The sequence below is a fragment of the Streptomyces sp. NBC_00704 genome (assembly GCF_036226605.1).
Lineage (GTDB): Bacteria > Actinomycetota > Actinomycetes > Streptomycetales > Streptomycetaceae > Streptomyces.
Genome location: NZ_CP109000.1, coordinates 6,489,131 through 6,515,740, shown reverse-complemented (window position 1 = coordinate 6,515,740; position 26,610 = coordinate 6,489,131). Strand labels below are relative to the sequence as shown.

The 26,610-nt window shown below is 73.8% G+C and carries 24 protein-coding genes and 1 riboswitch; of the genes, 14 read left to right on the top strand and 10 right to left on the bottom strand.

Annotated elements, in window-relative coordinates:
- Positions 1 to 157: 157 nt before the first annotated feature.
- Together OG802_RS28290 and OG802_RS28285 are read right to left on the bottom strand one after the other, a co-directional pair.
- The gene (locus OG802_RS28290; RefSeq protein WP_329414943.1) at positions 158 to 1,273 is read right to left on the bottom strand and encodes a winged helix DNA-binding domain-containing protein; all 1,116 of its coding nucleotides are present in this window, start codon (positions 1,271 to 1,273) and stop codon (positions 158 to 160) included.
- A gap of 172 nt (positions 1,274 to 1,445) precedes the next feature.
- Positions 1,446 to 1,871, bottom strand: coding sequence for a BlaI/MecI/CopY family transcriptional regulator (locus OG802_RS28285; RefSeq protein WP_443055387.1), 426 nt, complete (start codon positions 1,869 to 1,871; stop codon positions 1,446 to 1,448).
- A gap of 175 nt (positions 1,872 to 2,046) precedes the next feature.
- Between OG802_RS28285 and OG802_RS28280 the strand changes: the two genes are divergently transcribed.
- Both OG802_RS28280 and OG802_RS28275 read left to right on the top strand, forming a co-directional pair.
- Positions 2,047 to 2,748, top strand: a complete 702-nt coding sequence (locus OG802_RS28280; protein ID WP_329414942.1) for a phosphatase PAP2 family protein — start codon at positions 2,047 to 2,049, stop codon at positions 2,746 to 2,748.
- Between the two features lie 468 nt (positions 2,749 to 3,216).
- Positions 3,217 to 3,789, top strand: a complete 573-nt coding sequence (locus tag OG802_RS28275) for a DUF4396 domain-containing protein (protein ID WP_329414940.1) — start codon at positions 3,217 to 3,219, stop codon at positions 3,787 to 3,789.
- A gap of 12 nt (positions 3,790 to 3,801) precedes the next feature.
- Here OG802_RS28275 and OG802_RS28270 read toward each other — a convergent pair whose 3' ends face one another.
- The 4 genes from OG802_RS28270 to OG802_RS28255 form a co-directional block, all read right to left on the bottom strand.
- Positions 3,802 to 4,362 (bottom strand): DUF1360 domain-containing protein, encoded by a 561-nt coding sequence (locus OG802_RS28270; RefSeq protein WP_329414939.1) that lies wholly within the window; start codon positions 4,360 to 4,362, stop codon positions 3,802 to 3,804.
- Positions 4,346 to 5,323, bottom strand: a complete 978-nt coding sequence (locus tag OG802_RS28265) for a Rieske 2Fe-2S domain-containing protein (RefSeq protein ID WP_329414937.1) — start codon at positions 5,321 to 5,323, stop codon at positions 4,346 to 4,348. The genes OG802_RS28270 and OG802_RS28265 overlap by 17 nt, the downstream gene beginning before the upstream one ends.
- Positions 5,324 to 5,539: 216 nt before the next feature.
- Entirely contained in the window at positions 5,540 to 7,000 is a 1,461-nt protein-coding gene (locus OG802_RS28260; RefSeq protein WP_329414935.1) for an aminotransferase class I/II-fold pyridoxal phosphate-dependent enzyme, read from the bottom strand.
- 134 nt (positions 7,001 to 7,134) lie between these two features.
- A complete protein-coding gene (locus tag OG802_RS28255; protein WP_329414934.1) occupies positions 7,135 to 7,362 on the bottom strand; it encodes a DUF6480 family protein in 228 nt (75 codons plus the stop codon).
- Positions 7,363 to 7,610: 248 nt separating this feature from the next.
- On the opposite strand from OG802_RS28255, the gene OG802_RS28250 reads away from it, so the two are divergent.
- The 3 genes from OG802_RS28250 to OG802_RS28240 all read left to right on the top strand — a co-directional run bounded on the left by OG802_RS28250 (position 7,611) and on the right by OG802_RS28240 (position 11,013).
- Positions 7,611 to 8,774, top strand: coding sequence for an aromatic acid exporter family protein (locus tag OG802_RS28250; protein ID WP_443055385.1), 1,164 nt, complete (start codon positions 7,611 to 7,613; stop codon positions 8,772 to 8,774).
- A 166-nt stretch (positions 8,775 to 8,940) separates the two neighbouring features.
- Positions 8,941 to 10,170, top strand: a complete 1,230-nt coding sequence (locus tag OG802_RS28245; RefSeq protein WP_329414931.1) for an amidohydrolase — start codon at positions 8,941 to 8,943, stop codon at positions 10,168 to 10,170.
- 210 nt (positions 10,171 to 10,380) lie between these two features.
- Positions 10,381 to 11,013 (top strand): precorrin-8X methylmutase, encoded by a 633-nt coding sequence (locus OG802_RS28240; RefSeq protein WP_329417447.1) that lies wholly within the window; start codon positions 10,381 to 10,383, stop codon positions 11,011 to 11,013.
- 290 nt (positions 11,014 to 11,303) lie between these two features.
- On the opposite strand, the gene OG802_RS28235 is transcribed toward OG802_RS28240, so the two are convergent.
- On the bottom strand, positions 11,304 to 12,089 hold the full coding sequence (locus tag OG802_RS28235) for a cobalt-precorrin-6A reductase (protein WP_329414930.1): 786 nt from the start codon (positions 12,087 to 12,089) through the stop codon (positions 11,304 to 11,306).
- A gap of 350 nt (positions 12,090 to 12,439) precedes the next feature.
- Here OG802_RS28235 and OG802_RS28230 point away from each other — a divergent pair, with 350 nt between their 5' ends.
- Both OG802_RS28230 and OG802_RS28225 read left to right on the top strand, forming a co-directional pair.
- Positions 12,440 to 14,227 carry an allantoin permease gene (locus OG802_RS28230; protein ID WP_443055383.1) on the top strand — a complete coding sequence of 596 codons (1,788 nt, stop codon included), beginning with the start codon at positions 12,440 to 12,442 and terminating at the stop codon, positions 14,225 to 14,227.
- A 245-nt stretch (positions 14,228 to 14,472) separates the two neighbouring features.
- Positions 14,473 to 15,108, top strand: coding sequence for a histidine phosphatase family protein (locus OG802_RS28225; protein ID WP_329414928.1), 636 nt, complete (start codon positions 14,473 to 14,475; stop codon positions 15,106 to 15,108).
- Between the two features lie 150 nt (positions 15,109 to 15,258).
- On the opposite strand, the gene OG802_RS28220 is transcribed toward OG802_RS28225, so the two are convergent.
- Both OG802_RS28220 and OG802_RS28215 read right to left on the bottom strand, forming a co-directional pair.
- On the bottom strand, positions 15,259 to 16,023 hold the full coding sequence (locus tag OG802_RS28220; RefSeq protein ID WP_329414926.1) for a CbtA family protein: 765 nt from the start codon (positions 16,021 to 16,023) through the stop codon (positions 15,259 to 15,261).
- Between the two features lie 19 nt (positions 16,024 to 16,042).
- Complete coding sequence (locus OG802_RS28215) at positions 16,043 to 16,264, bottom strand: CbtB domain-containing protein (protein WP_329414925.1); 222 nt, start codon at positions 16,262 to 16,264, stop codon at positions 16,043 to 16,045.
- A 37-nt stretch (positions 16,265 to 16,301) separates the two neighbouring features.
- Positions 16,302 to 16,460: riboswitch (cobalamin riboswitch) on the bottom strand.
- 145 nt (positions 16,461 to 16,605) lie between these two features.
- Between OG802_RS28215 and OG802_RS28210 the strand changes: the two genes are divergently transcribed.
- The 7 genes from OG802_RS28210 (at position 16,606) to OG802_RS28180 (ending at position 25,332) form a co-directional block, all read left to right on the top strand.
- A complete protein-coding gene (locus OG802_RS28210) occupies positions 16,606 to 17,835 on the top strand; it encodes a cysteine desulfurase-like protein (protein ID WP_329414924.1) in 1,230 nt (409 codons plus the stop codon).
- A 103-nt stretch (positions 17,836 to 17,938) separates the two neighbouring features.
- The gene (locus OG802_RS28205) at positions 17,939 to 18,373 is read left to right on the top strand and encodes a Fur family transcriptional regulator (protein WP_329414923.1); all 435 of its coding nucleotides are present in this window, start codon (positions 17,939 to 17,941) and stop codon (positions 18,371 to 18,373) included.
- Positions 18,374 to 18,440: 67 nt separating this feature from the next.
- A complete protein-coding gene (gene katG / locus OG802_RS28200; RefSeq protein ID WP_329414922.1) occupies positions 18,441 to 20,663 on the top strand; it encodes a catalase/peroxidase HPI in 2,223 nt (740 codons plus the stop codon).
- A 209-nt stretch (positions 20,664 to 20,872) separates the two neighbouring features.
- Positions 20,873 to 22,363 carry a family 43 glycosylhydrolase gene (locus OG802_RS28195; protein WP_329414920.1) on the top strand — a complete coding sequence of 497 codons (1,491 nt, stop codon included), beginning with the start codon at positions 20,873 to 20,875 and terminating at the stop codon, positions 22,361 to 22,363.
- Between the two features lie 66 nt (positions 22,364 to 22,429).
- Complete coding sequence (locus OG802_RS28190; RefSeq protein ID WP_329414918.1) at positions 22,430 to 23,878, top strand: family 43 glycosylhydrolase; 1,449 nt, start codon at positions 22,430 to 22,432, stop codon at positions 23,876 to 23,878.
- A 90-nt stretch (positions 23,879 to 23,968) separates the two neighbouring features.
- Positions 23,969 to 24,757, top strand: coding sequence for a polysaccharide deacetylase family protein (locus tag OG802_RS28185; RefSeq protein WP_329414917.1), 789 nt, complete (start codon positions 23,969 to 23,971; stop codon positions 24,755 to 24,757).
- A 134-nt stretch (positions 24,758 to 24,891) separates the two neighbouring features.
- On the top strand, positions 24,892 to 25,332 hold the full coding sequence (locus OG802_RS28180; protein WP_329414915.1) for an SRPBCC family protein: 441 nt from the start codon (positions 24,892 to 24,894) through the stop codon (positions 25,330 to 25,332).
- A gap of 58 nt (positions 25,333 to 25,390) precedes the next feature.
- Here OG802_RS28180 and OG802_RS28175 read toward each other — a convergent pair whose 3' ends face one another.
- Entirely contained in the window at positions 25,391 to 26,599 is a 1,209-nt protein-coding gene (locus OG802_RS28175; protein WP_329414913.1) for an XdhC family protein, read from the bottom strand.
- Positions 26,600 to 26,610: the final 11 nt, after the last annotated feature.

The window sequence follows — 26,610 nt, the reverse complement described above, 5'->3', positions numbered from 1 at the left end:
GCCCGGCCCCGAAGAACTCCTGACGGCCCCTCGCACCCCGGGGACCGCTCAGGGAACGATCAGGGGGCGCTGCGAGCCTCCACGAGCGGCCCGCAGCGCCTCCTCTCCACTCCCCCGCCGGCCTGCCGGCGGGGGTTTCGCCGTGCCGCCCGGCCCGTCACTCGTCCGCGGCCCGCACCCGGCCGAACCGGATGTCGGGCGACTCCCCCGGATGCAGCACGGCCAGCATCCGCTCGCCCTCCGCGAGGACGTCGGCGCGCTGCGCCCGGGTGAGGTCGGTGAAGGGCTCGACGACCAGGGCGTCCGGCCCCGGTTTCCACACCCCGGCCAGGAATCCGTCGACGAGGAGGGTGCGGTGCGCCTGGTTGCCCTGCCAGCTGCGGCCCCACTGCCCGGGAGGGATCACCCGCGTGCGGTCGGCGTGGGAGAGCAGCAGGTTGTCGAACTCGGGGAGGAAGCGGGGCGGGGCCGGGGTCTCGGGGTCGGGGCGGGGGGCGTCGGGCAGGTCGAACAGCTCGACGCCCTGCTCGTCGCGGAAGACGAGCAGCCGGGGCCGCAGCCGCTCGAAGACCTCGCACAGCCGGGTCAGTCCGGCCCAGGTCTGCATGTCCTTGACGGAGGCCGGGCCGAACGCGGCCAGATAGCGCAGGACGACGTCGTCCGCGGCGGGCGCGGGTTCGGCGGGGCGGCCGAGCCAGTGCTCGGCGGTGGTCAGCGCGACCTGTCCGCTGCGGCCCCACAGTCCGCGCGGGGTGACCTGCACCAGGGGCAGCCGGCAGCGGGCGGCGACGGCGAGGGAGGCCGGGTCGGCCTCGGGCCACACGGCGTGCAGGGCCTCGCGCAGTTGCGCCATGGTGCGCGGTTCGCTCTCCACGAGGTCGCGGGCGAGGACGGCGAGCCGGTCGAGGTCGACCCCGGCGAGGCCCTTGCGGAAGTGGATCAGCTCGCGGTCGCGGGCGGGCTGCACGAACGGGCGCAGGCTCAGGCAGTCGTCCGCGGTGTGGGTGTGGATGGTGGAGCGCATGCTGACGATGCGGACGACCTCGCGGTCGGCCATGAGCGTCGACAGCTGCTGCGGGACGAAGCCGTCGAGGCGCGCGGCGAGGGCGTAGTAGGGAGGCTTCACGTTCTGCGCCTGGAGACCGACCAGACGGCGCACGGCCTCTGCGGCCGACAGGGCCGAGCGGCGCAGCAGCAGCTGCCGGTCGAGGGTGGCGCGGTTGAGGGCTCGCACGCCGAGCACGGGGGCCGCCACGGACGTCGTCTTCGTCATGACGTCAACCTAACGGCGATCTAGGACGGTTTCCGTCCTAGATGACTTCCGGTGCGGTGGGCACCCGCAGCGCGGTACGCGGTACGCGGTGGCGGGGCCGACCGGTGAACGGCGCGGCTGGCCGGGGGCGGCTCGGAGAAGGGCGGCGGCAGCCGGACGACCAGCGGGGCGGTCACCGTTCGTCACCTTGGAGGAGGCGGCGCAGGTACTCCTCGTCGGCGGAGCCGAGCTGGGCGACGAACCGGGCCAGGACCGCCTGCCGGTCCGTGCCGCGGTCGAGTTCCCCGTGCATGCGCCGGGCGGTCAGGCCGGGGGCGTCCTGCATCGGGAGGTAGACGTACCCGCGGCCCTGCCGCTCTCGGCTGACGACGCCCTTCTCGTGCAAGCGCGTCAGTATCGTCGCCACCGTGGTCCGCGCGAGGCCGGAACCGAGTTCGGTCTGCACCCGCCCGGGGGTGAGCGGGGCCCCGGCCGCCCACAGCGCCGCCATGACGGCGGCCTCCAGCTCGCCGGCCGGCCGCCGCTCGTCCCTCGCACCGGCACAGGCATCGGCATCGGCACGGGCACGGGCACGGGCACGGGCATCGGCACCGGTCATGGGAGCGTTCCTCGTTCCGCCGTCGTCTACAGTGCGGTAGGCCGTCTACACGGTTGTAGTCGGTGGCCGGACGTCGTCGTGCGATCGTCGTGCCCTCGTCACGCCGCCGTCATGCCATCCGTCCGGCACTGCGACAGTCCACTGGTCCGCGAGAAGGATGAAGAGGCTCCCGACGATGACCACAGCCATGCACCTATCGTCGCAGCTCGCCGTCAACGTGCCGGACGTCCGGTCACCACTCACGGGGAGCGCGGGCGGCACGCGGACGGTCGTCGCCCTCGACGGCTCGTCGCTCGACGGCCCCGCCTACCTCGACGTGGTCGACCTCGCCCGGCACGCACCCGCGTGGCTCGACGACACGGTGTCGGCGTGGTCCGCGTACGGGCTCGCGTTGTTCGCGGTGCTCATGGCCGTCGGCTGGTGGCAGGCCCGGCGTGCGGGCGCCGCCGCGGCGGTCATGGCACTCGCCGCGCCGGTCGCCGTGGTCGCCGCGTACGGGACGAACGCCGCGCTGAAACTGCTGGTGCGCGAGGACCGCCCCTGCCGGAGCCTGCGGGCGGCCACGCTGGAGGCGTGCCCGGCCCCCGGCGACTGGTCCTTCCCCAGCAACCACGCGGCCATCGCCGCCGCCGCGGCCGTCGCCCTGTTCTTCGTCTCGCGCCGGCTCGGCGCGTGCGCCGCGGTGGCCGCCTGCGCGATGGCGGCCTCCCGTGTCTGGGTCGGCGCGCACTACCCCCACGACGTGCTGGCGGGTCTCGTCACGGGCGCGGCGGCCGCCCTGCTCGCCATGTCGTCGCTGCGGCGCGGACGGGCGGAGGCGTGGGCGGCACGGCTGGCCGCCACCCGGCTGCGTCCGCTGCTCGCGGCGACTCCGTGACACGCGGCGGCCGCACCGGACGGGCCGTCGGCCGCGCTCTCGGCGCGTAGACGGGGTTCGGCGTGCTCACCATGGTCGCGGCTGGCCACGACGGCATACCGCTGTTCGCGGACGCGGGCCTCCTGTCGTGGCCCGTCGCCCACCGGCCGGACGTGGCGGTGGCGTTCGCGCGCGGAGTGACCGCCACCGGGACGGGCGTCGCCCCGCATCCGCTCGCCGCGTCGACCGGAGGCCGTCGCGGGCCGCACCCCCCGGCAGCGCGCGGCGGCCGTCGCGCTCTGCCTGGTTGTGCCTGGTTTGCCTGGCCTGCCTGCGGCTGGCTGGGCCTGTGCCAGGGCTCCGCGAGCCGGCTGGAATACCCCCTAGGGGTATCTGGTTGACCTCAGTGGTCCGGATGCCGGGCCGCAGTCCAGGGAACACGTTCCAGGCAGCGGGGTGCCGGGAGCACCCCGAGGGAAGGGGCAGGCCATGAAGGACAGCACCCATCACACCGGTGCCACGCATGACACGGGCACCACCCATGACACCGGCGTCGCGCACGAGCACGCCGACCACGCCGCCGCCGACGGCGCCCTGAGTCATGGCCACGGTGGCGGCCCGCACGGCGGAGCGTCGTGGGGAACGGCGGTGAAGGCGACCCTGCACTGCCTCACGGGGTGCGCCGTCGGCGAGATCGTCGGCATGGTGATCGGGACCGCCCTCATGTGGGGCAACGTGTCCACGATGGTGCTGGCGATCGCGCTGTCGTTCCTGTTCGGCTACTCGTTCACCCTGTTCGCGGTGCGCCGGGCGGGCCTGGACCTGAGGTCCGCCGTCCGGGTGGCGCTGGCCGCCGACACCGTCTCGATCGCGGTGATGGAGCTGGTCGACAACGGGATCATCGCCCTGGTTCCGGGCGCCATGGACGCCCAGCTGGCCGACGGGCTGTTCTGGTCGACGCTGCTCGGCGGCTTCGCGGTGGCGCTGCTGGTCACCACTCCCGTCAACAAGTGGATGATCGGACGCGGCAGGGGCCATGCGGTCGCCCACGCCCACCACTGAACGCCGGCCGGATCACTCGTCCTCCGTGCCCGTGCCCTCCTCGGCCTTGGCCACCAGGGCCGCGTACGACAACTGCAGGGCGTCCGCCCCGGCCAGGGCCGCGAGCGCGCCCATGGCGGTGCGCGTGGCGCGCGGCCACAGGAGCTGGCCGGCGGTCAGGGTCGAGACCACCCACACGCTCAGGCAGAACGGGCAGGTCAGCAGCTCGCCGACGGCGTCCTTGCCGGTCCCGGAGCGCGCCTCCTCGTGCAGTTCGGCCGGAGCCTGCGGGCCGACGTAGCGGGTGAAGGGAGCCCGCAGCGGACTGGTCACCGAGGCCTTGCTCAGCAGCCGGCTGAGCCGGAAGGCCGCCACGGAGGTCAGCGCCACGTCCCACGGCGCGGGCCGCTCCGGCACCGGCCGTCCCAGCAGCCGCACCGCCGTCGCCCACGCCGAGGTGTACACGCCGAAGCCGGCCACGGCCGCGAGATAGCCCTCCAGCGGCCGTTCCTGTCCCGCCGAGTAGTCCCGCTTCGTCCGCCGCAGGAACCCGTGCAGACTCCGGGCGAGACGGTTGTCAGTCGCCGTTCCCATCAGCCGCCTTCCCTTCCGTGCGCTTCTCCTCGCCGTCCGTGCGGACGTCCTGCGGGCTCCCGTCGTCCTCCTGGTCGTGCCGGCGCAGACGGACCTCCAGGTGCCCGTCCACCGTCCGGGTGTCGAAGGCGGGCTGGGGCGCGGTGGCCGGCCCGCGGACGTTCCAGCCGTCCGAGAGACGGAACACGCTGCCGTGCCAGGGGCATGTGACGCACCCGTCCGCGACGGCGCCCTCGGACAGGGGCCCGGCCAGATGGCTGCACCGATCGGCCAGCGCGTGGATCTCCCCGTCCGGCTGGTGCACGACCACGATCGGCACGTCGTCCACCATGCGGCGCACGGCCCGCCCGACGGGGAAGTCGGCCACCCCGCCGACGCGGTGCCAGCCCTCGCCGACGAGGTGCGCGACCTCCTCCGCGTGGTTGGCGCCGGAGGCCTGGCGGTAGGCCAGATGACCGCCCAGCATGCCGCCGACGCCCACCGCCGTCAGCCCCAGGAACCCCAGGGTCCGGCCCGCCGCCGTACGCCCCCGGAGCCGGCAGGCGAGGGAGGCCGCGTACAGTCCGACGGCCGTCGTGTTGGCGACGGCGTGCACCAGTCCCACGCGTTGCTGCTCGTGGTGCAGTTCCGCCCAGTCGGCCGCGCCGGTCAGGGCGGCGGGCGCGGCCGCGGCCAGCCCGACGCCCACCAGCGCGTCCGCGCCACGGGAACGGCCGGGCAGCAGGTCCAGCACGGCCGCGGACAGCCAGCTGCCGACCGGCACCTGCACCATCAGGGGGTGTACCGGGTGACCGAGCCAGGTGCCGTGCAGCACGTCCCGGCCGCGTCCCAGCGGCAGGGCGCGCACGCGCGCGGCGACGGCGTCTATCACGGCGTCCGCCCGGGAATCCCGTTCGAGGCGGTCCAGCAGCCGCAGGGCCCGGTTCTGTCCTGTCCGCAGGCGAGGAGACGTAGCGCTCATGAGCAGCCGGGTCCCCCTCAGAATCCCGGGCAAACGACCTCATGGGTGCGCGCCCGTCGGGAACGCGCACGCGCCCCGGACGAGCGGCGGCACAGCCCGCCGACCGGGCCGCCCTGCCGCTGAGCGGGGCACGGGGCGCTCGACCGGCGCCGCGCCGTCAGCGCGCGCACCGCGCACCGCGCAACGCGCCGCACCGGTAAGCCGCCGGACGCTGGCCTAGCGGCGTACCACTCGCAGGGAGCGCATCGACGGGTCGGCCGCGTCCGGGATCAGGACGCCGTGTTCCACGCCGCTGCGCAGATAGTCGAGGACCTCGTCCGTGATCACCTCGCCGGGGGCGATCACGGGCACTCCCGGCGGATAGGGGCTGATCATCTCCGCGGCGATCCGGCCGGCCGCGCGGTCCGCCGGCACATGGTCGGCCTCGGCGAAGAACGCGTCGCGCGGCAGCATCGCCTGCTCCAGCTCCAGCGTGGAGGGCGCGGGCAGGCGCACCGGCGGCCGCCGCTCCATCGAGTCGGCCGCCTCGACGAGGGCGCGCAGGCCGTCCACCAGCACCTTCTCGGTCTCGTCGTCGTCGGCGCAGGTGATCGAGGCGCTGACGCGGCAGGTGTCGGAACCGCCGAGATCGATGTGCCGGTGGGTCCGCAGCCACTCGGTGGCCTGCATCCCGCTGATGCCGAGCCCGCGCACGTCGATCACGATCTTCATGGGGTCGTAGGAGGCGGCGAGCCCCTCGTCGACGACCTCCTGGCCCATCGGCCGCAGCCCGGGCAGCTCGGCCGCCGCCCGGCGGACGCGTTCAGCGCGGCGCAGCGCGCCGGCCACGAGGTCGTGACCGTGTTCGGCCATCTGCCGGCGCCAGCCGTCGAGGGACGCGTACACGAGGGACGACGCGCTGGTGGTCCCGAGCAGGTCCTCCCGCTGTTTGAGGACCTCCGGTGACACCCGGTCGTACTGCAGATGGAAGACGGAGCTCTGCTCCACGGCGCCGCCCATCTTGTGGACGCTCGTGACCACCAGGTCGGCCTCCGCGTCCATGCCCCAGGGCGGCAGCTCCGGGTGGAACGGGAAGACCGCTCCCCACGCCTCGTCGACGATGAGCGGGACGTCGTACTCGTGGCACACCCGGGCGACGCCCCGGATGTCGGCGCAGGTGCCCCAGTCGGTGGGCGTGATCAGCAGCATGCCCTTGGCGTCCGGGTGCTCGCGCAGCCTGCGGCGTACGTCGTCTGGCTCCGGCGGGTGGGCGATGTGCCGTTCGACGTCGAACTTCGGGTGGACCCAGATCGGCTCCACGCCGTTGACGACGACGGCCGCCATGACCGTCTTGTGCGCGTTGCGGGACAGCAGCAGCTTCTCCCCGGGGCCGGCCACCGCCAGCATCGCCGCCTTGACCGACAGGGAGCTGCCGCAGGTGGAGAAGAACGCCTGTTCCGCGCCGACCGCGTCCGCCATGAGTTCCTGGGCCTGGCTCAGCACGCCCTGCGACTGGCGGCGGTCGTCCAGGCCGTTGAGGGAGAGGACGTCCGAGCGGAACACGTCCATCCCGACGATCTCCGCGACCCGCGGGTCCACGCCCCGGCCCTGCTTGTGCCCGGGCGGGCCGTAGGCGATGTCCCCCCGGCGCCGGAACTCCTGCAAGGCCTCCAGAACGGGCGCCCGCGAGTGGTCCATCGTTGCTCCTCACTGGTCCTCGGGGCAGTGGGCCCCGGCGACGGCGGCGTTCCCCGTCGCTCCGACGCGGATCCGGTCCGAGTGCACCGGAGGCGTCCCCCCGAAACCCGGCCCCGAAGGGGCGGTCCCGTGGGTCACACGATCAACGCCACCGCCATCGCGATCAGGCCGGCGGCCACCAGCACCACCACGACCGCGATCAGCGCGAGCGGCATCGCGGCCCATCCCCTGCGCTGTTCAGGCGGCTCCGGATGGGAGATGCCGTACGTTCCGCCCTCGGCGGGCGGGGTCTCGCCAGGGGGCACACCGCCGCCCGGGTCGATCGACGGGGTCCGCGTCGGGTCCGGGTCGGGAGTCGTCATGGCGTGCGCTCCGTTCTGGTCGGTCGGTCAATCGGTCAGTCGGTCAGCCGACTGACCGATGCTGGTTGGTCGGTCGGTCCGGTGTCGGGGCGGTGTGCTCACCGCCGTGCGCCTCCCGAGTACCCGGGGCGGCGCGCTCCCCACACCGCCGGGCCCGACGGGTGCGCCGGTGCGGGGAGCGCTCGCCGGGCGCAACGAGATCGAGGCCGGCAGGTGCGTAGCGCGTCTCGCGTGGCACTTGCTTCTCTATGGAGTGGATGCGAAAGGCGGCCCGGCCGGTCCGGCGCACCGCCGGCGCGGTCGTGCCGGCGGCACGCCGGGCCTGGGAAGGACCGGGCCGCGAGCGGGACCTGATGGTGCAGGCGAGCAAGGCGGCGCTGGCCGCGTGGCTGGCCTGGGCGGTCGTCGGCTGGTGGCTGGCCGCGCCGATGGCGTTCGTGGCGCCGTGGGTGGCGGTCGTCCTCGTGGAGTCGACGGTGTACCGGTCGGTCGCGCACGGACTTCAGCAGCTCGCCGCGATCGCGGTGGGGACGGCGACAGCGACGGCGGTGGCGCTGCTGCTGCACAGCACGATGATCACGATGGCCCTGGTACTTCCGGCCGTGCTGCTCCTGGGGCAGTGGCAGCGTCTGGGGAGCCAGGGCGTCTACGCCGCCACCGGTGCGCTGTTCGTGCTGACCAACGGTCCCGTGACGGTGGCCGCCTCGGCCGCGCGCATCGCGGAGGCGGTCTTCGGCGCGGTGGTCGGCGTGGCCGTCAACGTGCTGATCCGCCCTCCGGTGTACCTGCGTGACGCCCGCGCCGCGCTGGAGGACGCGGCCGGCGAGGCGCAGGAGATCCTCGACGCCGTGGCCGACGGCCTGGCGGGCGGCGAGTGGGACGGTCTGCCCGTCGGGGAGTGGCACGAGCGCGCCCTGCGTCTGGGCCGGCTGGTCGACCAGGCGCGGTCGGCGATCGGCTGGAGCCGGGAGAGCATGCGCGTCAACCCGCGCGGGCGCCGTGCCCGGCCGCGCCTCCCGGCCGACGAGGCGTACTCCGACGCCCTGGGCGTGCTCGACTACGTGGCCCTGCACACGGCGGGCGTGACCAGGACCGTGCGGGAGATCACGGAGAGCGAGAGGGCGGCCCGGCCGGCCCCGGAGCTGACCCGCGCGTACTCCGAGTTCCTGCGGCACACCGCACGTGCCGTCCGGCTCTACGGACGGACGCTGGCCGACCCGGGCCTTCCGGACGGCCACGACGACGACGCGGCGGCGGAACTGCGCGAGGCCGTCGCCGAGTTGCAGCGCACGCTGAACGACCTGCGCAGGGGGCTGCCGGGCGCCGTGCCCGACGACCCGGACGCGCTGGTCACCTACGGGACGCTGCTGGCCCAGGCGCACCGCCTGGCCGACCTGCTCACCCAGGACTGACCCGGGTTCCGGCGGCCCAGGGAGTTCGGGCGGGCGGCTCCCGTGTCCGGCGGGGCCCGGCGGCTCCGCCGGACCCCGGCCGGGCGCTCGGCTCTGGTTCGGGGGCCCGTGCGGTGGAACCCGGGTCCGGCAGGAACGTGTCGCCGTCGACCAGCAGGAGGCTCCGTTGACCAGCCCGCCGTACAGCCGTGTGCATGACGAGGTCGCCCGGCGCGCGGACGGCCTGTGGGCCGTCGCCCGCGCCCTGCACGCGGACCCCGAGACCGCCTTCGCCGAGCACCGCGCCGCCGCCCTGCTCACCGGCGAGCTGGAGCGGGCCGGGTTCGAGGTGCGCAGGAACGTGGCGGACCTCCCGACGGCGTTCACCGCGTCCTCGGGGCACGGCCGGCCTGCCGTGGCGCTGCTGCTGGAGTACGACGCCCTGCCCGGACTCGGGCACGCCTGCGGGCACAACCTGATCGCGGCGGCGGGACTGGGCGCCGCACTGGTCGTGGACGCGGTCCGGGACGGCGCCGCCGGCCGCGTCCTGGCGGTGGGCACCCCGGCCGAGGAGGGCGGCGGCGGCAAGGCCCTCCAGGTGCGCGCCGGGGTCTTCGACGACGTCGACGCCGCCCTGATGTTCCATCCCGGCGTCCACGACTGGGCGCGGGCGCCGCTGACCGCGCAGGAGCAGTACCGGGTCGTCTTCCACGGCCGGGCCGCGCATCCCACCGGCAACCCGACCGAGGGCGTCGACGCCCTCGCCGCGCTGATCGAGCTGTTCAACGTGCTGTCGGCGCTCGGCCGGCGGCTGCCGGAGGGCTCCCACGTCCAGGGGATCGTCACCCACGGCGGGACGGCGACGAACATCGTGCCCGACCGGGCCGAGGGGCGCTTCGGGCTGCGCGCGGCGACCACGGCGGCCCTGGACGAGCTGGCGGCGCGGCTGCGCACCTCGGCGCAGGGCGTCGCGCTGGCGACCGGAACGTCCGTCGAGGTGGAGCGGGCGAGCGTGCGCTACGAGCACTTCCGGGACTGCGAGCCGCTGTCCGAGCGGTTCGCCGGCCATCTGTCCCGGGCCGGGATCACCCTCACACCGCCCGAGCCCGGCGTGTACCTGGGGTCCTCGGACATCGGCAACGTCAGCGGACGGGTGCCCGCCGTCCACCCCTTCGTCGCGATCATGGACTCCGACGGCAGCGACCACACCCCCGAGTTCGCCGCCGCCGCGGCCTCCCCGCGCGCCCGCCGGGTCCTGACCGCCGTGGTGGAGGCGCTGGCCTGCACGGCCCTCGACGTGCTGGACGACGCCGGCCTGCGCGCCCGGGCCCGCTCCCGGTACGGCGACGGCCCCGACCCCGGCCTCCGTGCGGACGGTGCCGGCCACCGGCCCGCGGCCGGGCGACCGACCGGCTGAGAGGCCCGGCCGGTCCGTCACGGGTCACCGCCTCCGGGCCGGCCGGCCCCCGCCCCCGGCCGGGGTGCGCCCCCGCCCGGGCCTCCGGCCGCCGTCAGGTGCGGGGGCGTCGGTATGCTCGCCGCCATGTCCACGGCAGCCGGTCCGGCCGCCGCGCGACCGCTCCCGCCCGAGCCGTCCGACCACCCCGAGAGCAGTGAGACCAGCACCGTGACCAGCTACGACTACGAGAAGGACGGCGCGGCGATCTACCGCCGGTCCTTCGCCACCATCCGTGCGGAGGCGGACCTCGCGGGCCTCCCCGCCGACGTCGCTCAGGTGGCGGTCCGGATGATCCACGCCTGCGGCATGGTCGACCTCGTCCGCGACCTCGCCCACACTCCCGGCGTGGTGGCCCGCGCCCGCGAGGCCCTGCGCGCCGGGGCGCCCGTCTTCACCGACGTGCGGATGGTGGCCAGCGGCGTGACCCGCAAGCGGTTGCCCGCCGGCAACGACGTGCTCTGCACCCTGTCCGAACCGGCCGTGCCGGAACTGGCGGAACGGCTCGGCACCACGCGCAGCGCCGCCGCTCTGGAGCTGTGGCGCGACCGGCTGGAGGGTGCGGTCGTCGCCGTCGGCAACGCGCCGACGGCCCTCTTCCGGCTCCTGGAGATGATCGGGGAGGGCGCGCCCCGGCCCGCCGCGGTGATCGGCGTGCCGGTCGGATTCGTCGGGGCGGTCGAGTCCAAGGAGGCGCTGATCGCCAACCCGTACGGACTGGAGTACCTCGCGGTGCGCGGGCGCCGGGGCGGCAGCGCGATGGCCGCCGCCGCCCTGAACGCCCTCGCCAGCGAGGAGGAGTGAGCGCCCGGAGGGCCTGAGCCGTCCCGGAGCACGCGGCGCCGACACCGGCGGCCACGGCCACGGCCACGGCCACGGCGGCAGGAGACAACAGAGACCCCTGAGGTCCCGGCGGTGACCGGGACCCCATGCGACCCACGGCAGAGGCGGGCGGGCCCCGGCACCGGTCGGCGGGACCCCGGCACCGCCCGGCGCAAACCCGGCCCGGCCACCGGACACCGGGGATCCCATGCGGCCCTCGGCAGAGGCAGGCGGACCCCGGCATGACCCCGGCGCCAGTCGCCCGTGGGCCGTCAGCGGGGCTCGGGCCGGGGGTCGGGGTGGCCGGCCGGGCGGCCTGCCGTCCGCTGGGCCCGGATCCAGCGGACGGCGTCCCACGGGTCGGGTGCCACGGGGACGCCCGTGGGCGCCGGCGGTCTGCGCACCACGACCACGGGCAGCCCCGCCTCCCGGGCGGCGGTCAGCTTCGGCGCGGTGGCGGCGCCCCCGCTGTCCTTGGTCACCAGGACGTCGACGCGATGCCGGCGCAGCAGCTCGCGCTCTCCGTCGAGGGTGAAGGGGCCCCGGTCGAGCAGCACCTCCAGGGCGGACGGGCAGGGCGGCTCGGGCGCTTCGACCGAGCGTGCCAGGAACCACAGGCCGTCCAGTCCGGCGAAGGCCGCCAGCCCCGTGCGTCCGGTGGTGAGGAAGATCCGCCGGCCGAGCGCGGGAAGCGACGCGGCCGCCTCCGCCAGTGAGCCGACCTCGTGCCAGCGGTCGCCCTCGACGGGCGTCCAGCCGGGACGGCGCAGCGCGAGCAGCGGGACACCGGCGACGGCGGCCGCGTCGGCCGCGTGGAAGCCGATCGTCCCGGCGAAGGGGTGGGTGGCGTCGACGATCGCGTCGACGGCGTGCTCGCGCACCCAGGTCACGAGCCCTTCGACGCCGCCGAACCCGCCCACGCGCACCTCGCCCGCCGGCGGCCGGGGAGCGGTCACCCGCCCGGCGAGCGAGCTGGTGACCGTCAAGTCCGGCTCGCCGCTGAGGAGTTCCGCGAGCCGACGGGCCTCCGCGGTCCCGCCGAGTATCAGTACGTGCACGAGAGTCCGGGTCCGATCATGAGCGGCGACGGGTCGGAGCGAGCGCGCCCACTCAAGCACACCGGACCACGGGGGCGCCGTCGACGGCATGCGATCGGCGGGAGCCGCGGACCGGGGAACGGACGGGCGACGGCCGGGGCCGGGACAGCGGCGGGCTGGGCGGGCGGCCGGGGGTCCGGCGGCAAAGGCCGAGGCTCAGGGGGCGCGAGCCGCGGTCGCGACGGCGGGGGGCGGGACCAGGATTTCGCCGGCCGGGGTCCGTGGGCGGCGGTCGCGGGCCGCCGTCCGTTACCTCGCGTTCACGCCGTGTCGCCGTCCGGAGAAACAAACGGTTCCTACCGTGTCCGCTCATGGCTCCGCGGCCCACCCCTCCCCCGGATGCCGAGGACGCCGACCGGGAGTCCCCCACCGCCCACCTCCCCGAAGGGCCGCCCATGAGCGCCACCGAGACACCCCAGCCGGCGCAGTCGCCCCGGCACCCGCAGTCGTCGCCGACGGCCACCGCGCCGCACTCCCGCCCCGGCTCCCCCGCCTCCCAGGCCACCAAAGAGACCCTGGAGGACTACACCCTCCGCTTCGCGCCCCGCAGTTACCGCCACTGGACCCCGATGGTGGTGGCGACGACCGCTCTGGGCGGCATCGCGTACATGGCGGACTTCTCCATCGGCGCCGGCATCGGCCTCGCCCACGGCACCGGGAACGCGCTCGTCGCGATCGCCGTCGCCGCGGTCGTCATCTTCGTCACCGGGTTCCCGCTCGCCTACTACGGCGCCCGCTACAACATCGACCTCGACCTGATCACCCGCGGGTCCGGCTTCGGCTACTACGGCTCGGTGCTGACCGGCGTGATCTTCGCCAGCTTCACGTTCATCTTCTTCGCGCTCGAGGGCTCGATCATGGCCCAGGGCCTGAAGCTGGGCCTGGGGCTGCCGCTGTGGCTGGGCTATCTGGTCTCCACGCTGATGGTGATCCCGCTGGTGATCTACGGCATGAAGGCGCTCAGCAAGCTCCAGGTGTGGACGACGCCGATATGGCTGCTGCTGATGGTCGCGCCGCTGGTCTACCTCGTCGCCACCGACCCCGGCACCGTCGACCGGTTCCTGGCCTACGCGGGCACCGACGGGGACGGCGGGGTGCACACCGCTCCCGTGCTGCTCGGCGCGGGCGTCTGCCTGTCCCTCATCGCGCAGATCGGCGAGCAGATCGACTACCTGCGCTTCATGCCGCCGAAGACGGAGGCGAACAAGCGCACCTGGTGGACGGCCGTGGTCATGGCCGGGCCGGGATGGGTGGTCCTCGGCGCGCTGAAGCAGGCCATCGGCGTCTTCCTCGCGGTGTACATCCTGGCGGAGGTCGGCCCCGCCGCGGCCACCGAGCCGATCCAGCAGTTCCGCGGGGCCTTCGACGCGATGATGCCGTCCTGGCTGGTCGTCCCGCTGGCCGTGGCGCTCGTCGTGATCAGCCAGATCAAGATCAACGTGACGAACGCGTACTCCGGATCGCTCGCGTGGACGAACTCCTTCACCCGCGTCACCCGGCACTACCCCGGCCGCCTGGTCTTCGTGCTGGTCAACCTGGCCTTCGCGCTCGTCCTGATGGAAGCCGACATGTTCAGCTTCCTCAACGACATCCTCGGCTTCTACTCGAACTGCGCCATCGCCTGGGTCGTCACCGTCGCCACGGACATCGGCGTCAACAAGTACCTGCTCCGGCTGTCCCCGCTCGCGCCCGAGTTCCGCCGGGGCATGCTGTACGCGGTCAACCCGGTCGGCGTCGTCGCGTTCCTGGCCGCGTCCGGCCTGTCCATCGCGATGTACTTCCACGCCCTCGGCGACACCCTCCAGCCGTACTCCCCCGTGGCCGCCGCCGTCATCGCGTTCGTCCTCACCCCGCTGACGGCGATCGTCACCAAGGGCCGTTACTACCTGCGCCGTTCGGACGACGGCATCGCCGAGCCGCTGCTCGACGCGGACGGCAACCCCAGCGCCACGACGTACGACTGCCACGTCTGCCGCCTGCCCTACGAGCGTCCCGACGTGGCCGCCTGCCCGACGCACGACGCGGTCGTCTGCTCCCTGTGCCTGAGCACGGACACGGTGGGTGACCACGTGCTGCCCGCCCGGCCGTCGACCGCCTGAACCGCGCCGCCGGGCGGCGGGCCCCGTCCCGCCGCCCGGCCTGCGCGCCGCGCCCCTGTGGTAGCTTGCCGACGCCGGTCGCACCCGTGTACGCATCCGCGGGCGCGCGTCGGGGGCCGCGGCCAGGACGCCGGGCGGCCGACGCCCGAACGGCCGCTGCCCGCACGGCGATCGACCGCCGACCGCCGACCGCGAAGTTCTCGGCACGGAGGCCGGCGAACCGCGCGCCTGTGGAGGAGCATCACGTGACGAGCCGTGTCACCTTCGTCTCGCCCGCCATGAACGCGTCGCTGCGACTGGCCCGTTTCGACGACGGAGCCCCGATCGACGACGCCGGGGCGGCCCGCGCCCGCGCGGCGGCCGGCGCGCTGCCCACGGGCGGGCGGGTCGTGACGTCTCCCACCGTGCGCTGCCGGGAGACGGCCGCCGCGCTGGGCCTCGCCCCGGAACGGGCGGCCGGTTCCCCGGCTGCCGCGAAACCAGTCGAGCCGGTGGAGCCGGTGGAGTTGGCCGGGCTGGACGTGGGGCGCTGGCGGGGGCTGACCCTCGCCGAGGTGGGCGCGGCCGAGCCGGAGGCGGTGGCGCGCTGGCTCGCCGATCCCGGTTGCGCGCCGCACGGCGGGGAGTCCGTCGAGGACCTGTGCGCGCGGGTGGCCCGCTGGCTGGAGTCGTCGTCGCGGGAGGGCCGCACCCTCGCGGTGGTCGAGCCGGAGATCGTGCGGGCGGCCGTCGTCCATGTGCTGGGGACGCCCGTGACGGCCTTCTGGCGGCTCGACGTGCCGCCGCTCACGGCCACCTCGCTCAGCGGGCGCGACGGCCGCTGGAACCTGCGGACCGGAGAGCCCCTGCGACCGGACGAGGCCTGTCCCGACGGGGCGTGACGCCGCGTCATCGGCCGTCGGAGGGGCGGGCGGAGGGGGTTCCCGGGGGCGGGCCGTCGTCGTCGCCGTCCGCCGTCGAGAGAGGGCCCCCGGGTGGTCCCAGGAGCCCTCTCGTCGTGCCGGTACCGGTCGACCCGCCTTGCGGACAGGTCAGTTGGGGGCGGCGGCCGTCGTGGTCGTGCCCGCGGGCCTCGTCGCCGGGCGGGGATTCAGCAGCCGCTCGGCCAGTTCGCCGAAGGCGAGGCCGAACGCCGCCCACATCGTCGCCTGCATGGCGAGCGACGAGAGGCGGAACCGCCACAGCAGCGTGGCCGGGAAGTCCGCCGGCACCTCGTTGACGGCGGGCAGGAACCCGTACGCCAGGCCGATCACGACGACGAAGCCGGCCACGGACACCACCGTGGCGTTCCAGTTGCCGAGTCTCGGCGCGAGCCGCTTGCCGGCGATGACCGCGGCGATCGCCAGGAGCACGCCGAGCACCATCATCAGGAAGTACAGGGTGGTGCGCTTGGCGATCGTGTCGTGGTCGCCGACGGCGGGCGGGTTGGCCGGGTACTTGAGGAAGGGCACGACGTACACGGTGAGCAGTGCGGCCCCGGACAGCAGCAGCGCCGTGGCCCGGGGGCCGAAGCGTCCGACGCGGCCCAGGGCGAAGCAGTAGGCCATGGCGGCGATGCCGCCGAAGGCCACCCCGTAGACCAGGACGCCGGTGGCCAGACCGGCGGTGGACTGCAGGCTGCGGGAGACGAGTTCGACCTCGTGCTCGTGCGCGGGGGCGTGGGACTCCTCGAAGCCGATCGCGCTGTCGACGCTCGGCTCACCGAGGAAGTACGCCACCACCAGGGCGAGCACGCCGGCCCCGAGGCCGGCGAGCATGCCCCGGACGAGCAGGTTTCTTACCGTTGCGGAATTCATGCGGGTGCGGCGCCCCTTGTCAGTGGCAGGGGAAGCCGAGCAGGTGACGGGCGTCGTGCACCCACTCGTGGACGCCCTCGCCGGAGACCACGGCCGTGGCGCCCTGCTCGGCGCCGACGAAGTAGAGCAGGACCAGCATCAGGACGCCGAAGAAGACGGCCCAGGGGGCGATGTCCCTCAGCGGCAGCTTGGCGGGTACGACAGGGCTGGTGGCGGTCGGCTGGGCGACATGCTGCGCCATGGGCAGGGCCTCCTCTGGGAGTTCGCGTCCCATCTCGGTGGTGCACAGGACGACGGCCCCGGGTCTGACTCGCGATGCGCGCCCTTGCGGGGCGGCGCACCGATCACAGTGGCGCGACCGTGCCGGATTCCCACCGGCTTCCGTGACTTCCGTCGTCGATATCAGAGCGACGGTACCGTGTGTCGCGTCCATGGCCAATAGCGCATCACCTGGCGTGACGGTGTTCTCGGCCGCCGGGTGGCCCGGATCACGCGTCGGCGCCGGGCGCGCAGGCCGCGGCGGCGCCGGCCCGCGGCGCGATCCACTGGTGGGGCGGCGCGACCGGTGCCAGAGTCGGGGCCATGCCCATCGACGTCGTCGCCCTCCGGTCCCACTTCCCCTCCCTCGCCCACGGGTTCGCCTTCTTCGACGGGCCGGGCGGGACGCAGACGCCCGCGCCGGTCGCCGAGGCGATCGCCCGGACCATGACCGGGCCGCTGTCCAACCGCGGCACGGTCAGCGCCTCCGAGCGCAACGCCGAGTCGGCGGTCGCCGGGTTCCGGGCCGCCTACGCGGATCTGCTGGGGGCGCCCGCGAACGGCGTCGTGCACGGGCGCAGCGCCACGCAGCTCACCTACGACTTCTCACGGCACCTGGCCAAGACCTGGCGGCCGGGCGACGAGATCGTCCTGAGCCGGCTGGACCACGACGCGAACGTGCGCCCGTGGATCCAGGCGGCGGAGCGCGCCGGGGTGACCGTGCGCTGGATCGAGATCGACGAGGCGACCACGGAACTGGACCTCGGCTCCTACGAGCGGGCGCTGTCGTCCCGGACGCGGCTGGTCGCGGTGACGGCGGCCTCGAACGTGCTGGGCTCCGTGGTGCCGGTGCGCCGGATCGCCGACCGGGCGCACGAGGCCGGCGCGCTGGTCCACGTGGACGGGGTGCACTACGCCGCGCACCGCCTCGTGGACGTGCGGGCGCTGGGCGCCGACCTGTTCGTCTGCTCGCCGTACAAGTTCCTCGGGCCGCACTGCGGTGTGCTCGCCGGGTCGCCGGACGTCCTGGAGGCCCTCGCGCCGGACAAGCTGCTGCCCTCCAGCGACGCCGTGCCGGAGCGCTTCGAGTTCGGGACGCTGCCCTACGAGGTGCTGGCGGGCGCAACGGCCGCGGTGGACTTCCTGGCGGACCTGGACGGCGGTGCGCCGGACGCGCCCCGCAGGGAGCGGCTGCGGCGCTCGCTGGAGTCCCTGCACGAGCACGAGAACGCGCTGCGCGCCGGGATCGAGGAGGGGCTGCGGGCGCTGGGCGACGACGTCACCGTCCACTCGAAGGCGGCGGACCGCACGCCCACGCTTCTGATGACCCTGGAGGGCCGGGACGCCCGGGAGGCGCAGGCGCATCTGGCGGCGCGGGGCGTGGTGGCCCCGGCGGGCTCGTTCTACGCCCACGAGGTCTTCGCGGCGCTGAAGCTGCCGGACCCGTCGCTGCGGGTGGGGCTCGCGCCGTACAACGACGCCGGGGACGTCGACCGGCTCCTCGACGGGCTGTCCTCGTTCCTGCGCCCGGCGTCCCCGCGCACGGCCGGGTGAAGGGCGGGGTGAACGGCCCGGTGCGCGGCGGCGCGCGGCGTTCTCCAGACTTGCATCGTTCGTTTTATTGAATCGTTCGTGTTTATGCCGTAGGTTCGACGTCATGACAGCCCCCCGTACTCCGACCACCGCCGAGGAGCTGCGCGGTGCCGGCCTGCGGGTGACGGCCGCCCGGGTCGCGCTGCTCGAGACCGTCCGCGAAGGCGATCACCTGGACGTCGAGGCGATCGCCTCCGGCGTCCGCGGCCGCGTGGGCCACATCTCCGTGCAGGCCGTGTACGAGGCCCTGCACGCGCTGACCTCGGCCGGCCTGGTGCGCCGCCTGGAGCCGCCGGGCAGTCCGGCCCGGTTCGAGGGCCGCGTGGGCGACAACCACCACCACCTCGTGTGCCGCTCGTGCGGCGTCGTCGCCGACGTCGACTGCGCGGTCGGCCACGCCCCCTGCCTGACCGCCGTCGACGACCGCGGCTTCGCCATAGACGAGGCCGAGGTCATCTACTGGGGCCTGTGCCCCGACTGTTCGACCGCCCGCACCTGACCACCCGCAGCGCCTCGACCTGCGGTTTCGTGAGCATGTGATCCGACCAGTCCAGAAGGATTCCCCCATGACCGAGAACCATGACGCGATCGTGACCGAGCCGAAGGCGGCGGAGGCAGGTGGCTGCCCGGTGGCGCACGACCGCGCCCTGCACCCGACCCAGGGCGGCGGCAACCGCCAGTGGTGGCCGGAGCGGCTGAACGTGAAGATCCTGGCGAAGAACCCGGCCGTGGCGAACCCGCTCGGCGAGGACTTCGACTACGCCGCGGCGTTCGAGGCGCTCGACCTCGCCGCCGTGAAGGCGGACATCGCCGAGGTGCTCACCACCTCGCAGGACTGGTGGCCGGCCGACTTCGGCAACTACGGCCCGCTGATGATCCGCATGGCCTGGCACAGCGCGGGCACCTACCGCATCAGCGACGGCCGCGGCGGCGCCGGCGCCGGCCAGCAGCGCTTCGCGCCCCTCAACAGCTGGCCGGACAACGCCAACCTGGACAAGGCCCGCCGTCTGCTGTGGCCGGTCAAGAAGAAGTACGGCCAGTCCATCTCCTGGGCCGACCTCATGATCCTCACCGGCAACGTGGCCCTGGAGCAGATGGGCTTCGAGACCTTCGGCTTCGCCGGCGGCCGCGTGGACGTCTGGGAGGCCGACGAGGACGTCTACTGGGGTCCCGAGACCACCTGGCTCGACGACCGGCGCTACTCCGGCGACCGCGAGCTGGAGAACCCGCTCGCCGCCGTGCAGATGGGCCTCATCTACGTCAACCCCGAGGGCCCCAACGGCAATCCGGACCCGCTGGCCTCGGCCCGCGACATCCGCGAGACGTTCCGCCGGATGGCGATGAACGACGAGGAGACGGTCGCGCTCATCGCGGGCGGTCACACCTTCGGCAAGACGCACGGCGCGGGCCCGGCCGACCACGTCGGCGACGACCCCGAGGCCGCCTCGCTCGCCGAGCAGGGCCTCGGCTGGAAGAGCAGCTTCGGCACCGGCAAGGGCGGCGACACCATCACCAGCGGTCTGGAGGTCACCTGGACCTCCACGCCGACCCGGTGGAGCAACGGCTTCTTCGACAACCTCTTCGGCTTCGAGTGGGAGCTGACCGAGAGCCCGGCCGGCGCCAAGCAGTGGGTCGCCAAGGACGGCGCGGGCGCGGGCACCGTCCCCGACGCGCACGACCCGTCCAAGCGCCACGCCCCGACGATGCTCACCACCGACCTGGCGCTGCGCTTCGACCCGGTCTACGAGCAGATCTCGCGCCGCTTCCACGAGAACCCCGACCAGTTCGCGGACGCGTTCGCCCGCGCCTGGTACAAGCTGACCCACCGTGACCTGGGCCCGAAGTCGCTGTACCTCGGCCCGGAGGTCCCGGCGGAGACGCTGCTGTGGCAGGACCCGCTGCCGCAGGCCGAGGGCGAGGTCATCGGCGCCGAGGACATCGCGGCCCTCAAGGCCAAGCTGCTCGACTCGGGACTGACCGTCTCTCAGCTGGTGTCCACGGCGTGGGCGTCGGCGTCCTCCTTCCGCGGCAGCGACAAGCGCGGCGGCGCCAACGGCGCCCGCATCCGCCTGGAGCCGCAGCGCGGCTGGGAGGTCAACAACCCGGACGAGCTGGCGCAGGTGCTGCGCGTCCTGGAGGGTGTGCAGGCCGAGTTCAACGCCGGCGCGAAGAAGGTCTCGCTGGCCGACCTGATCGTCCTGGGCGGCGCGGCCGCCGTCGAGAAGGCCGCCAGGGACGCGGGCCACGACGTGGAGGTCCCCTTCACGCCGGGCCGGGTGGACGCCTCGCAGGAGCAGACGGACGTCGAGTCGTTCGCCGCGCTCGAGCCGACCGCCGACGGGTTCCGCAACTACCTCGGCAAGGGCAACCGCCTGCCGGCCGAGTTCCTGCTGCTCGACAGGGCGAACCTGCTCGACCTGAGCGCGCCCGAGACGACCGTCCTGGTCGGCGGCCTGCGCGTGCTGGGCGCCAACCACGGCCAGTCCTCGCACGGCGTCTTCACCGAGACCCCCGGCAAGCTGACGAACGACTTCTTCGTCAACCTGCTCGACCTCGGCACGACCTGGTCGTCGACGTCGTCGGACCAGACCCTCTTCGAGGGCCGCGACGCCGCCACCGGCGAGGTCAAGTGGACCGGCACCCGCGCCGACCTGGTCTTCGGCTCGAACTCCGAGCTGCGCGCGCTGGCCGAGGTCTACGCGAGCGACGACGCGAAGGAGAAGTTCGTGAAGGACTTCGTCGCCGCGTGGGTCAAGGTCAGCGAGCTGGACCGGTTCGACCTCGTCTGATCCCACGACACCCGCACGACGAGAGCACCGCACACCCGGGGCGCTCGGCCCGGTCCACGGACCGGACCGGGCGCCCCGGCGCGTCGCCCCGCTGTCCAAACCATTGACGCCGACTTGCCCGCCGCTTATCTTCTGGCCGAAGTTACGAACCATGTTCGAAATAACGAACATGGTGGACAGGCTGCTTCACGGACAAGGGACGGTCCCGTATGCCTCGGATCCACCGCCGCAGATCTCTGCTCGTCTGCGTGCTGGCCCTCCTCGTCGCCCTGGTGGCGGCCACCCAGCCGGTGTCCGCGGCCGACGGCCGCCCGTACGCCAACCCGCTGAAGTCGGCCAAGGGCGCCGACCCCTGGCTGGAGTACTACAACGGCGACTACTACCTGATCACCACGACGTTCACCGGCGTCCTCGGCATGCGCAAGTCGCCCACGCTGGCCGGGCTCGCCACCGCGCCCACCGTGCAGGTCTGGTCGGACACCACCGCGACCCGCAACAACAACATCTGGGCGCCGGAGATCCACCAGTTCAACGGCCACTGGTACCTGTACTACTCGGCCGCGCCGAGCGGCGCCGCCTGCTGCGACCTCCAGCGCACCCAGGTCCTGGAGAGCGCGGGCGCCGACCCCCTGGGCCCGTACACCCACAAGGGGACGCTCACCGGCTCCAACCTCGACCCCGGCGGCTGGCTGATCGACGCGAGCGTGCTCCAGGCGAACGGCAACCTGTACCTCGTGGGCAGCGGCTCCGTGAACGGCAGCAGGCAGAGCCTGGTCATCGCGCCGATGAGCAACCCGTACACGCTGGCGAGCAGCGCCTTCACGGTCATCTCCAGCCCCACGCTGAGCTGGGAGACCTCGGGCGCGGCGGTCAACGAGGGGCCCGAGCCGCTCTACCACGGCGGACGCACGTTCCTCACGTTCTCCGCGAGTTACTGCCAGACGGCGGACTACAAGCTCGGCCTGCTGGAACTGACCGGCTCCGACCCGCTCAGCCCGGCGTCCTGGACCAAGAAGCAGACGCCCGTGTTCCAGCGCAACGACGCGAACGGCGTCTACGGACCCGGCCACAACGGCTTCTTCACCTCGCCCGACGGCACCGAGAACTGGATCGTCTACCACGCCAACTCCTCCGCGAGCGGCGGCTGCGGCAACGGACGCACCACCCGCGCCCAGAAGTTCACCTGGAACGCCGACGGCACGCCGAACTTCGGCACCCCGGTCGCGCTCGGCACGACGCTGCCCGGCCCGTCCGGCGAGACGGCGACGACCCCGACGTCGTACACCCTCGTCAACCGCAACAGCGGCAAGTGCCTCGACGTGTCCGGCGGTTCGGCCGCCAACGGCGCGAACATCCTCCAGTGGACCTGCAACGGCGGGGCCAACCAGAAGTGGCGGATCGAGGACCAGGGCGACGACACCAGCCGGCTGGTGAACGTGGCCACCGGCGGGGTGATGGACACCGCCGACTGCTCCACCGCGGACGGCGCGGACCTGCGCCAGTGGTCGTGGCTGAACAACAGGTGCCAGCGCTTCCGGCTCGTCTTCACCGCGAGCGGCGACTACGTCCGCCTCGTCGGCGAGAACAGCGGGAAGGTCGCCGACGTGGCGGACTGCGGCACCGCCAACGGCGTGGACGTACGGCAGTGGACCTGGCTGAACAACACCTGCCAGCAGTGGCGCCTCGTGCCCACCACCTGACCCCGCGACTCCTGCACCCCCGCAACCCCTGCACCCCCGCACCCCCTTCCCTCCAGGAGAACCCCCTTGAGACGCAACGCCGTTCGGCTGATACTGGCCGGCCTCGTCGCCCTCGCGGCCGTCCTCACCGGCGTGGCCGCCCCGGCCCAGGCCGCCGTGCCCGACTCCCCCGCGGTGACGTACACCAACCCGATCGCCGAGAAGCGCGCCGACCCGCACATCTACAAGCACACCGACGGCTACTACTACTTCACCGCCACCGTGCCCGAGTACGACCGCATCGTGCTGCGCCGGGCGACGACCATCCAGGGCCTGTCCACGGCCCAGGAGGTCACCATCTGGACCAAGCACGTCAGCGGGGTCATGGGCGCCCACATCTGGGCCCCGGAGATCCACTTCATCGACGGCAAGTGGTATGTGTACTTCGCCGCCGGCTCCACCAGCGACGTGTGGGCGATCCGGATGTACGTCCTCGAAGGCACCGGCGCCAACCCGCTCACCGCGAGCTGGGCGGAGAAGGGCCAGATCAGGACCACGTGGGAGAGCTTCTCCCTCGACGCCACCACGTTCGTCGTGAACGGCGTCCGCTATCTCGCGTGGGCCCAGCGCAACCCGTCCGAGGACAACAACACCAGCCTGTTCATCGCGAAGCTGGCCAACCCCTGGACGATCTCCGGCACTCCGGCGGAGATCTCGCAGCCGACGCTGTCCTGGGAGACCGTGGGCTTCAAGGTCAACGAGGGGCCGGCGGTGATCCAGCACGGCGGCAAGGTGTTCCTGACGTACTCGGCGAGCGCCACCGACTCCAACTACTGCCTGGGCATGCTGACCGCCTCCGCGGGCGCCGACCTCACCAGTTCCGCGTCCTGGTCGAAGGGCACGCAGCCGGTCTTCCGGACGAACGCCGCGACCTCGCAGTACGGGCCGGGCCACAACTCGTTCACCGTCTCCGAGGACGGCAACTCCGACATCCTCGTCTACCACGACCGCAGCTACAAGGACATCACCGGCGACCCGCTGAACGACCCCAACCGCCGCACCCGGGTGCAGAAGGTGTACTGGAAGGCCGACGGCACGCCCGACTTCGGCATCCCGGTGGCCGACGGGGTGACCCCGCAGCGCTTCTCCTCCTCCAACTACCCGGACCGGTTCATCCGCCACTGGGACTACCGGGCCCGCATCGAGGCGAACGTCAGCCCGCTCGCCGACTCGCAGTTCCGCGTGGTGAGCGGTCTCGCCGGGACCGGCACGGTCTCCCTGGAGGCGGCCAACTTCCCGGGCTACTACCTGCGCCAGAAGAACTCCGAGGTGTGGCTGGAGAAGAACGACGGCACGTCCGCGTTCGCCTCCGAGGCGACGTACCGCCAGCGCGCCGGGCTCGCCGACTCCGCGGGGATCTCGTACGAGTCGTACGCCTCCGCGGGCCGCTACATCCGTCACTACAACTACCTGCTGTACGTGCAGACGCCGAGCACGGCCACGGACAGGGCGGACGCGACGTTCTACGCCCAGTGAGACGCCCGCCGCTCACGCCCGCGTGAGGCGAGCGACGGCATGACGCCGAGACTATACATGAGGTGTATACCTTCTCTGTATAGTCTCGGCATGCTTTCTCCGATCAAGAAGACGAAGAACACGGGGGCCCGGTTGCGCGCCCTCGGCGTTCCGGCGGCGGCCGCCTGCCTGGCGGTCGCGCTCACCGGCTGCGGCGGGGCCGACACCACCCTCCCGAGCAGCGCCCGCGCCCGCCCCGCCACCACCTCCCAGGCCGCCCGCGGCGGCCCCGTCGACTGCCGGGAGGTGAAGTGCATCGCCCTGACCTTCGACGCGGGCCCCAGCGAGCACTCCGCCGCGCTGCTGGACATCCTGAAGGAGAAACAGGTCCCGGCGACCTTCTTCCTGCTCGGCGCACGACACGCGGAGAAGTACCCGGACCTCGTCAGACGCATGGCCGCCGAGGGCCACGAGGTGGCCAGCCACACCTGGGACCACAAGATCCTCACGGAGATCGAACCCGCCGAGATACGCCAGGAGCTGCGGCGCACCAACGACGTCATAGAGCGCCTCACCGGCAGGCCCCCCACCCTGATGCGGCCGCCGCAGGGCCGCACGAACAAGACCGTGCACGAGATCTCCCGCGAACTGGGCCTCGCCGAAGTGCTGTGGACCGTGACGGCCAAGGACTACACGACGACCGACTCCGCCCTGATCCAACGCCGGGTCCTCGCCCAGGCCGACCGGGACGGCATCATCCTGCTGCACGACCTCTACGACGGAACCGTGCCGGCCGTGCCGGGCATCATCGACGCGCTCAAGGAGCGCGGGTTCGTGTTCGTGACGGTGCCGCAGCTGCTGGCGCCCGGGGAAGCGGTGCCGGGAGAGGTCTACCGCTGAGAGCCCGCACGGACACCGACACCGGACACCGACGCCGGCTCCGGAGCCGGCTGACCGGCTGACCGGCTGACCGGCTGACCGGCTGACCGGAGGGCGCTCCCCGGTCCCGCGTCCCGCACGCCTACGATCGCCGGGTGGCCGTCTTCCAGCTCGAACGCACCGTACCGCTGCCTCCGGACGACGCCTGGCGCCGGCTGACGCGGTGGTCCCGGCACGGCGACGTGGTCCCGCTCACCCGCGTCACCGTGCTCACTCCCCCGCCGACCCGCGAGGGCACCGTCTTCGTGGCCCGCTCGGGCCTCGGCCCGCTGTCCTTCGACGACCCGATGGAGGTCACCGCGTGGCAGCCGCCGACCGCCGACGCTCCGGGCCGCTGCCGGCTGGAGAAGCGCGGCCGGGTCGTCCTCGGCCGGGCGCGGATCGAGGTACGGCCGCGACCCGACGGGCGGACCCACGTGCTCTGGCACGAAGAGCTGAGCGTGCGCTTCGTGCCCTCCTTCCTCGACCCGCTCCTCGCGGCGACGGCCCGCTCCGTGTTCGGGCGCGCCGCCGACCGCCTCCTGCGCACCCCATGACGGACCCGGCTGACGGACCCGGCTGACGAACCCGGCCAGCCGTTCGTGGGGCGGTCCCTCACGCGACCGAGCCGATGCGGCCGGCCGGGGGTGCCGGCGTGTCGTGATGGATCGGGGTGTGCGCGCCGGTGAGGGACGCTCCGCTGCCGCCGCGCCGGTCGGCGACGATCTCCGCGGCGATCGACAGGGCCGTCTCCTCCGGGGTGCGCGCGCCGAGGTCGAGGCCGATGGGGGACCGCAGCCGCGCCAGCTCCAGGTCGGTGACGCCGACTTCGCGCAGGCGCCGGTTGCGGTCGAGGTGGGTGCGGCGCGATCCCATGGCGCCGACGTAGGCGACCGGCAGCCGCAGCGCCCGCCGCAGCAGCGGGACGTCGAACTTCGCGTCGTGGGTGAGGACGCACAGGACCGTGCGCGCGTCCACCCGCGTGCGCTCCAGGTACTCGTGCGGCCACTCGACGACGATCTCGTCGGCCTCGGGGAAGCGGGCGGCGGTGGCGAAGACCGGGCGCGCGTCGCACACCGTGACGTGGTAGTCCAGGAACTTGCCGACGCGCACGAGCGCCGCCGCGAAGTCGATCGCGCCGAACACGATCATCCTCGGCGGGGGCACGGACGACTCGACCAGGACGGTGAGCGGGGCCCCGCAGCGTGAGCCCTGCTCGCCGATCTCCAGCGTGCCGGTGCGGCCGGCGTCGAGGAAGGCCCGCGCCTCGGCCGCGACCGTGCGGTCCAGTCCGGGGTGGGCGCCGAAGCCGCCCTGCCAGGCGCTTGCCGCGAAGGCCGCGCCCGCGGGCGGAGCGCCGTCGTGGGCCTCGTCGTGGGCGTCGTCCGCGCGGACGAGCAGGGCGCGGCCCACCAGGCCGGGCGGACCGCTCACCACGCGGGCCAGCGCCGCGGCCGTGCCGGACGCCGCGGCCCGCAGGGCGGCCGCGACCACCGGGCGGGCCGGGTCGGCGGCGCGCACCGGGGTGACGAGGACGTCGATGACCCCGCCGCAGGTGAGTCCGACGGCGAAGGCGTCGTCGTCGCTGTAGCCGAACCGCTCCAGGACCGGTTCCCCGTCCTGGAGCGCCTGCCGGCACAGCTCGTAGACCGCGCCCTCCACACAGCCGCCGGAGACCGAGCCGATCGCCGTGCCGTCGGCGTCCACCGCGAGGGCGGCGCCGGGCCGGCGGGGCGCGCTGCCGCCGACGGCCACGACGGTGGCGACGGCGAAGTCACGGCCCTGCGCGGCCCACCGGTCGAGTTCCTCGGCGATGTCCAGCATGTCTCGGTCTC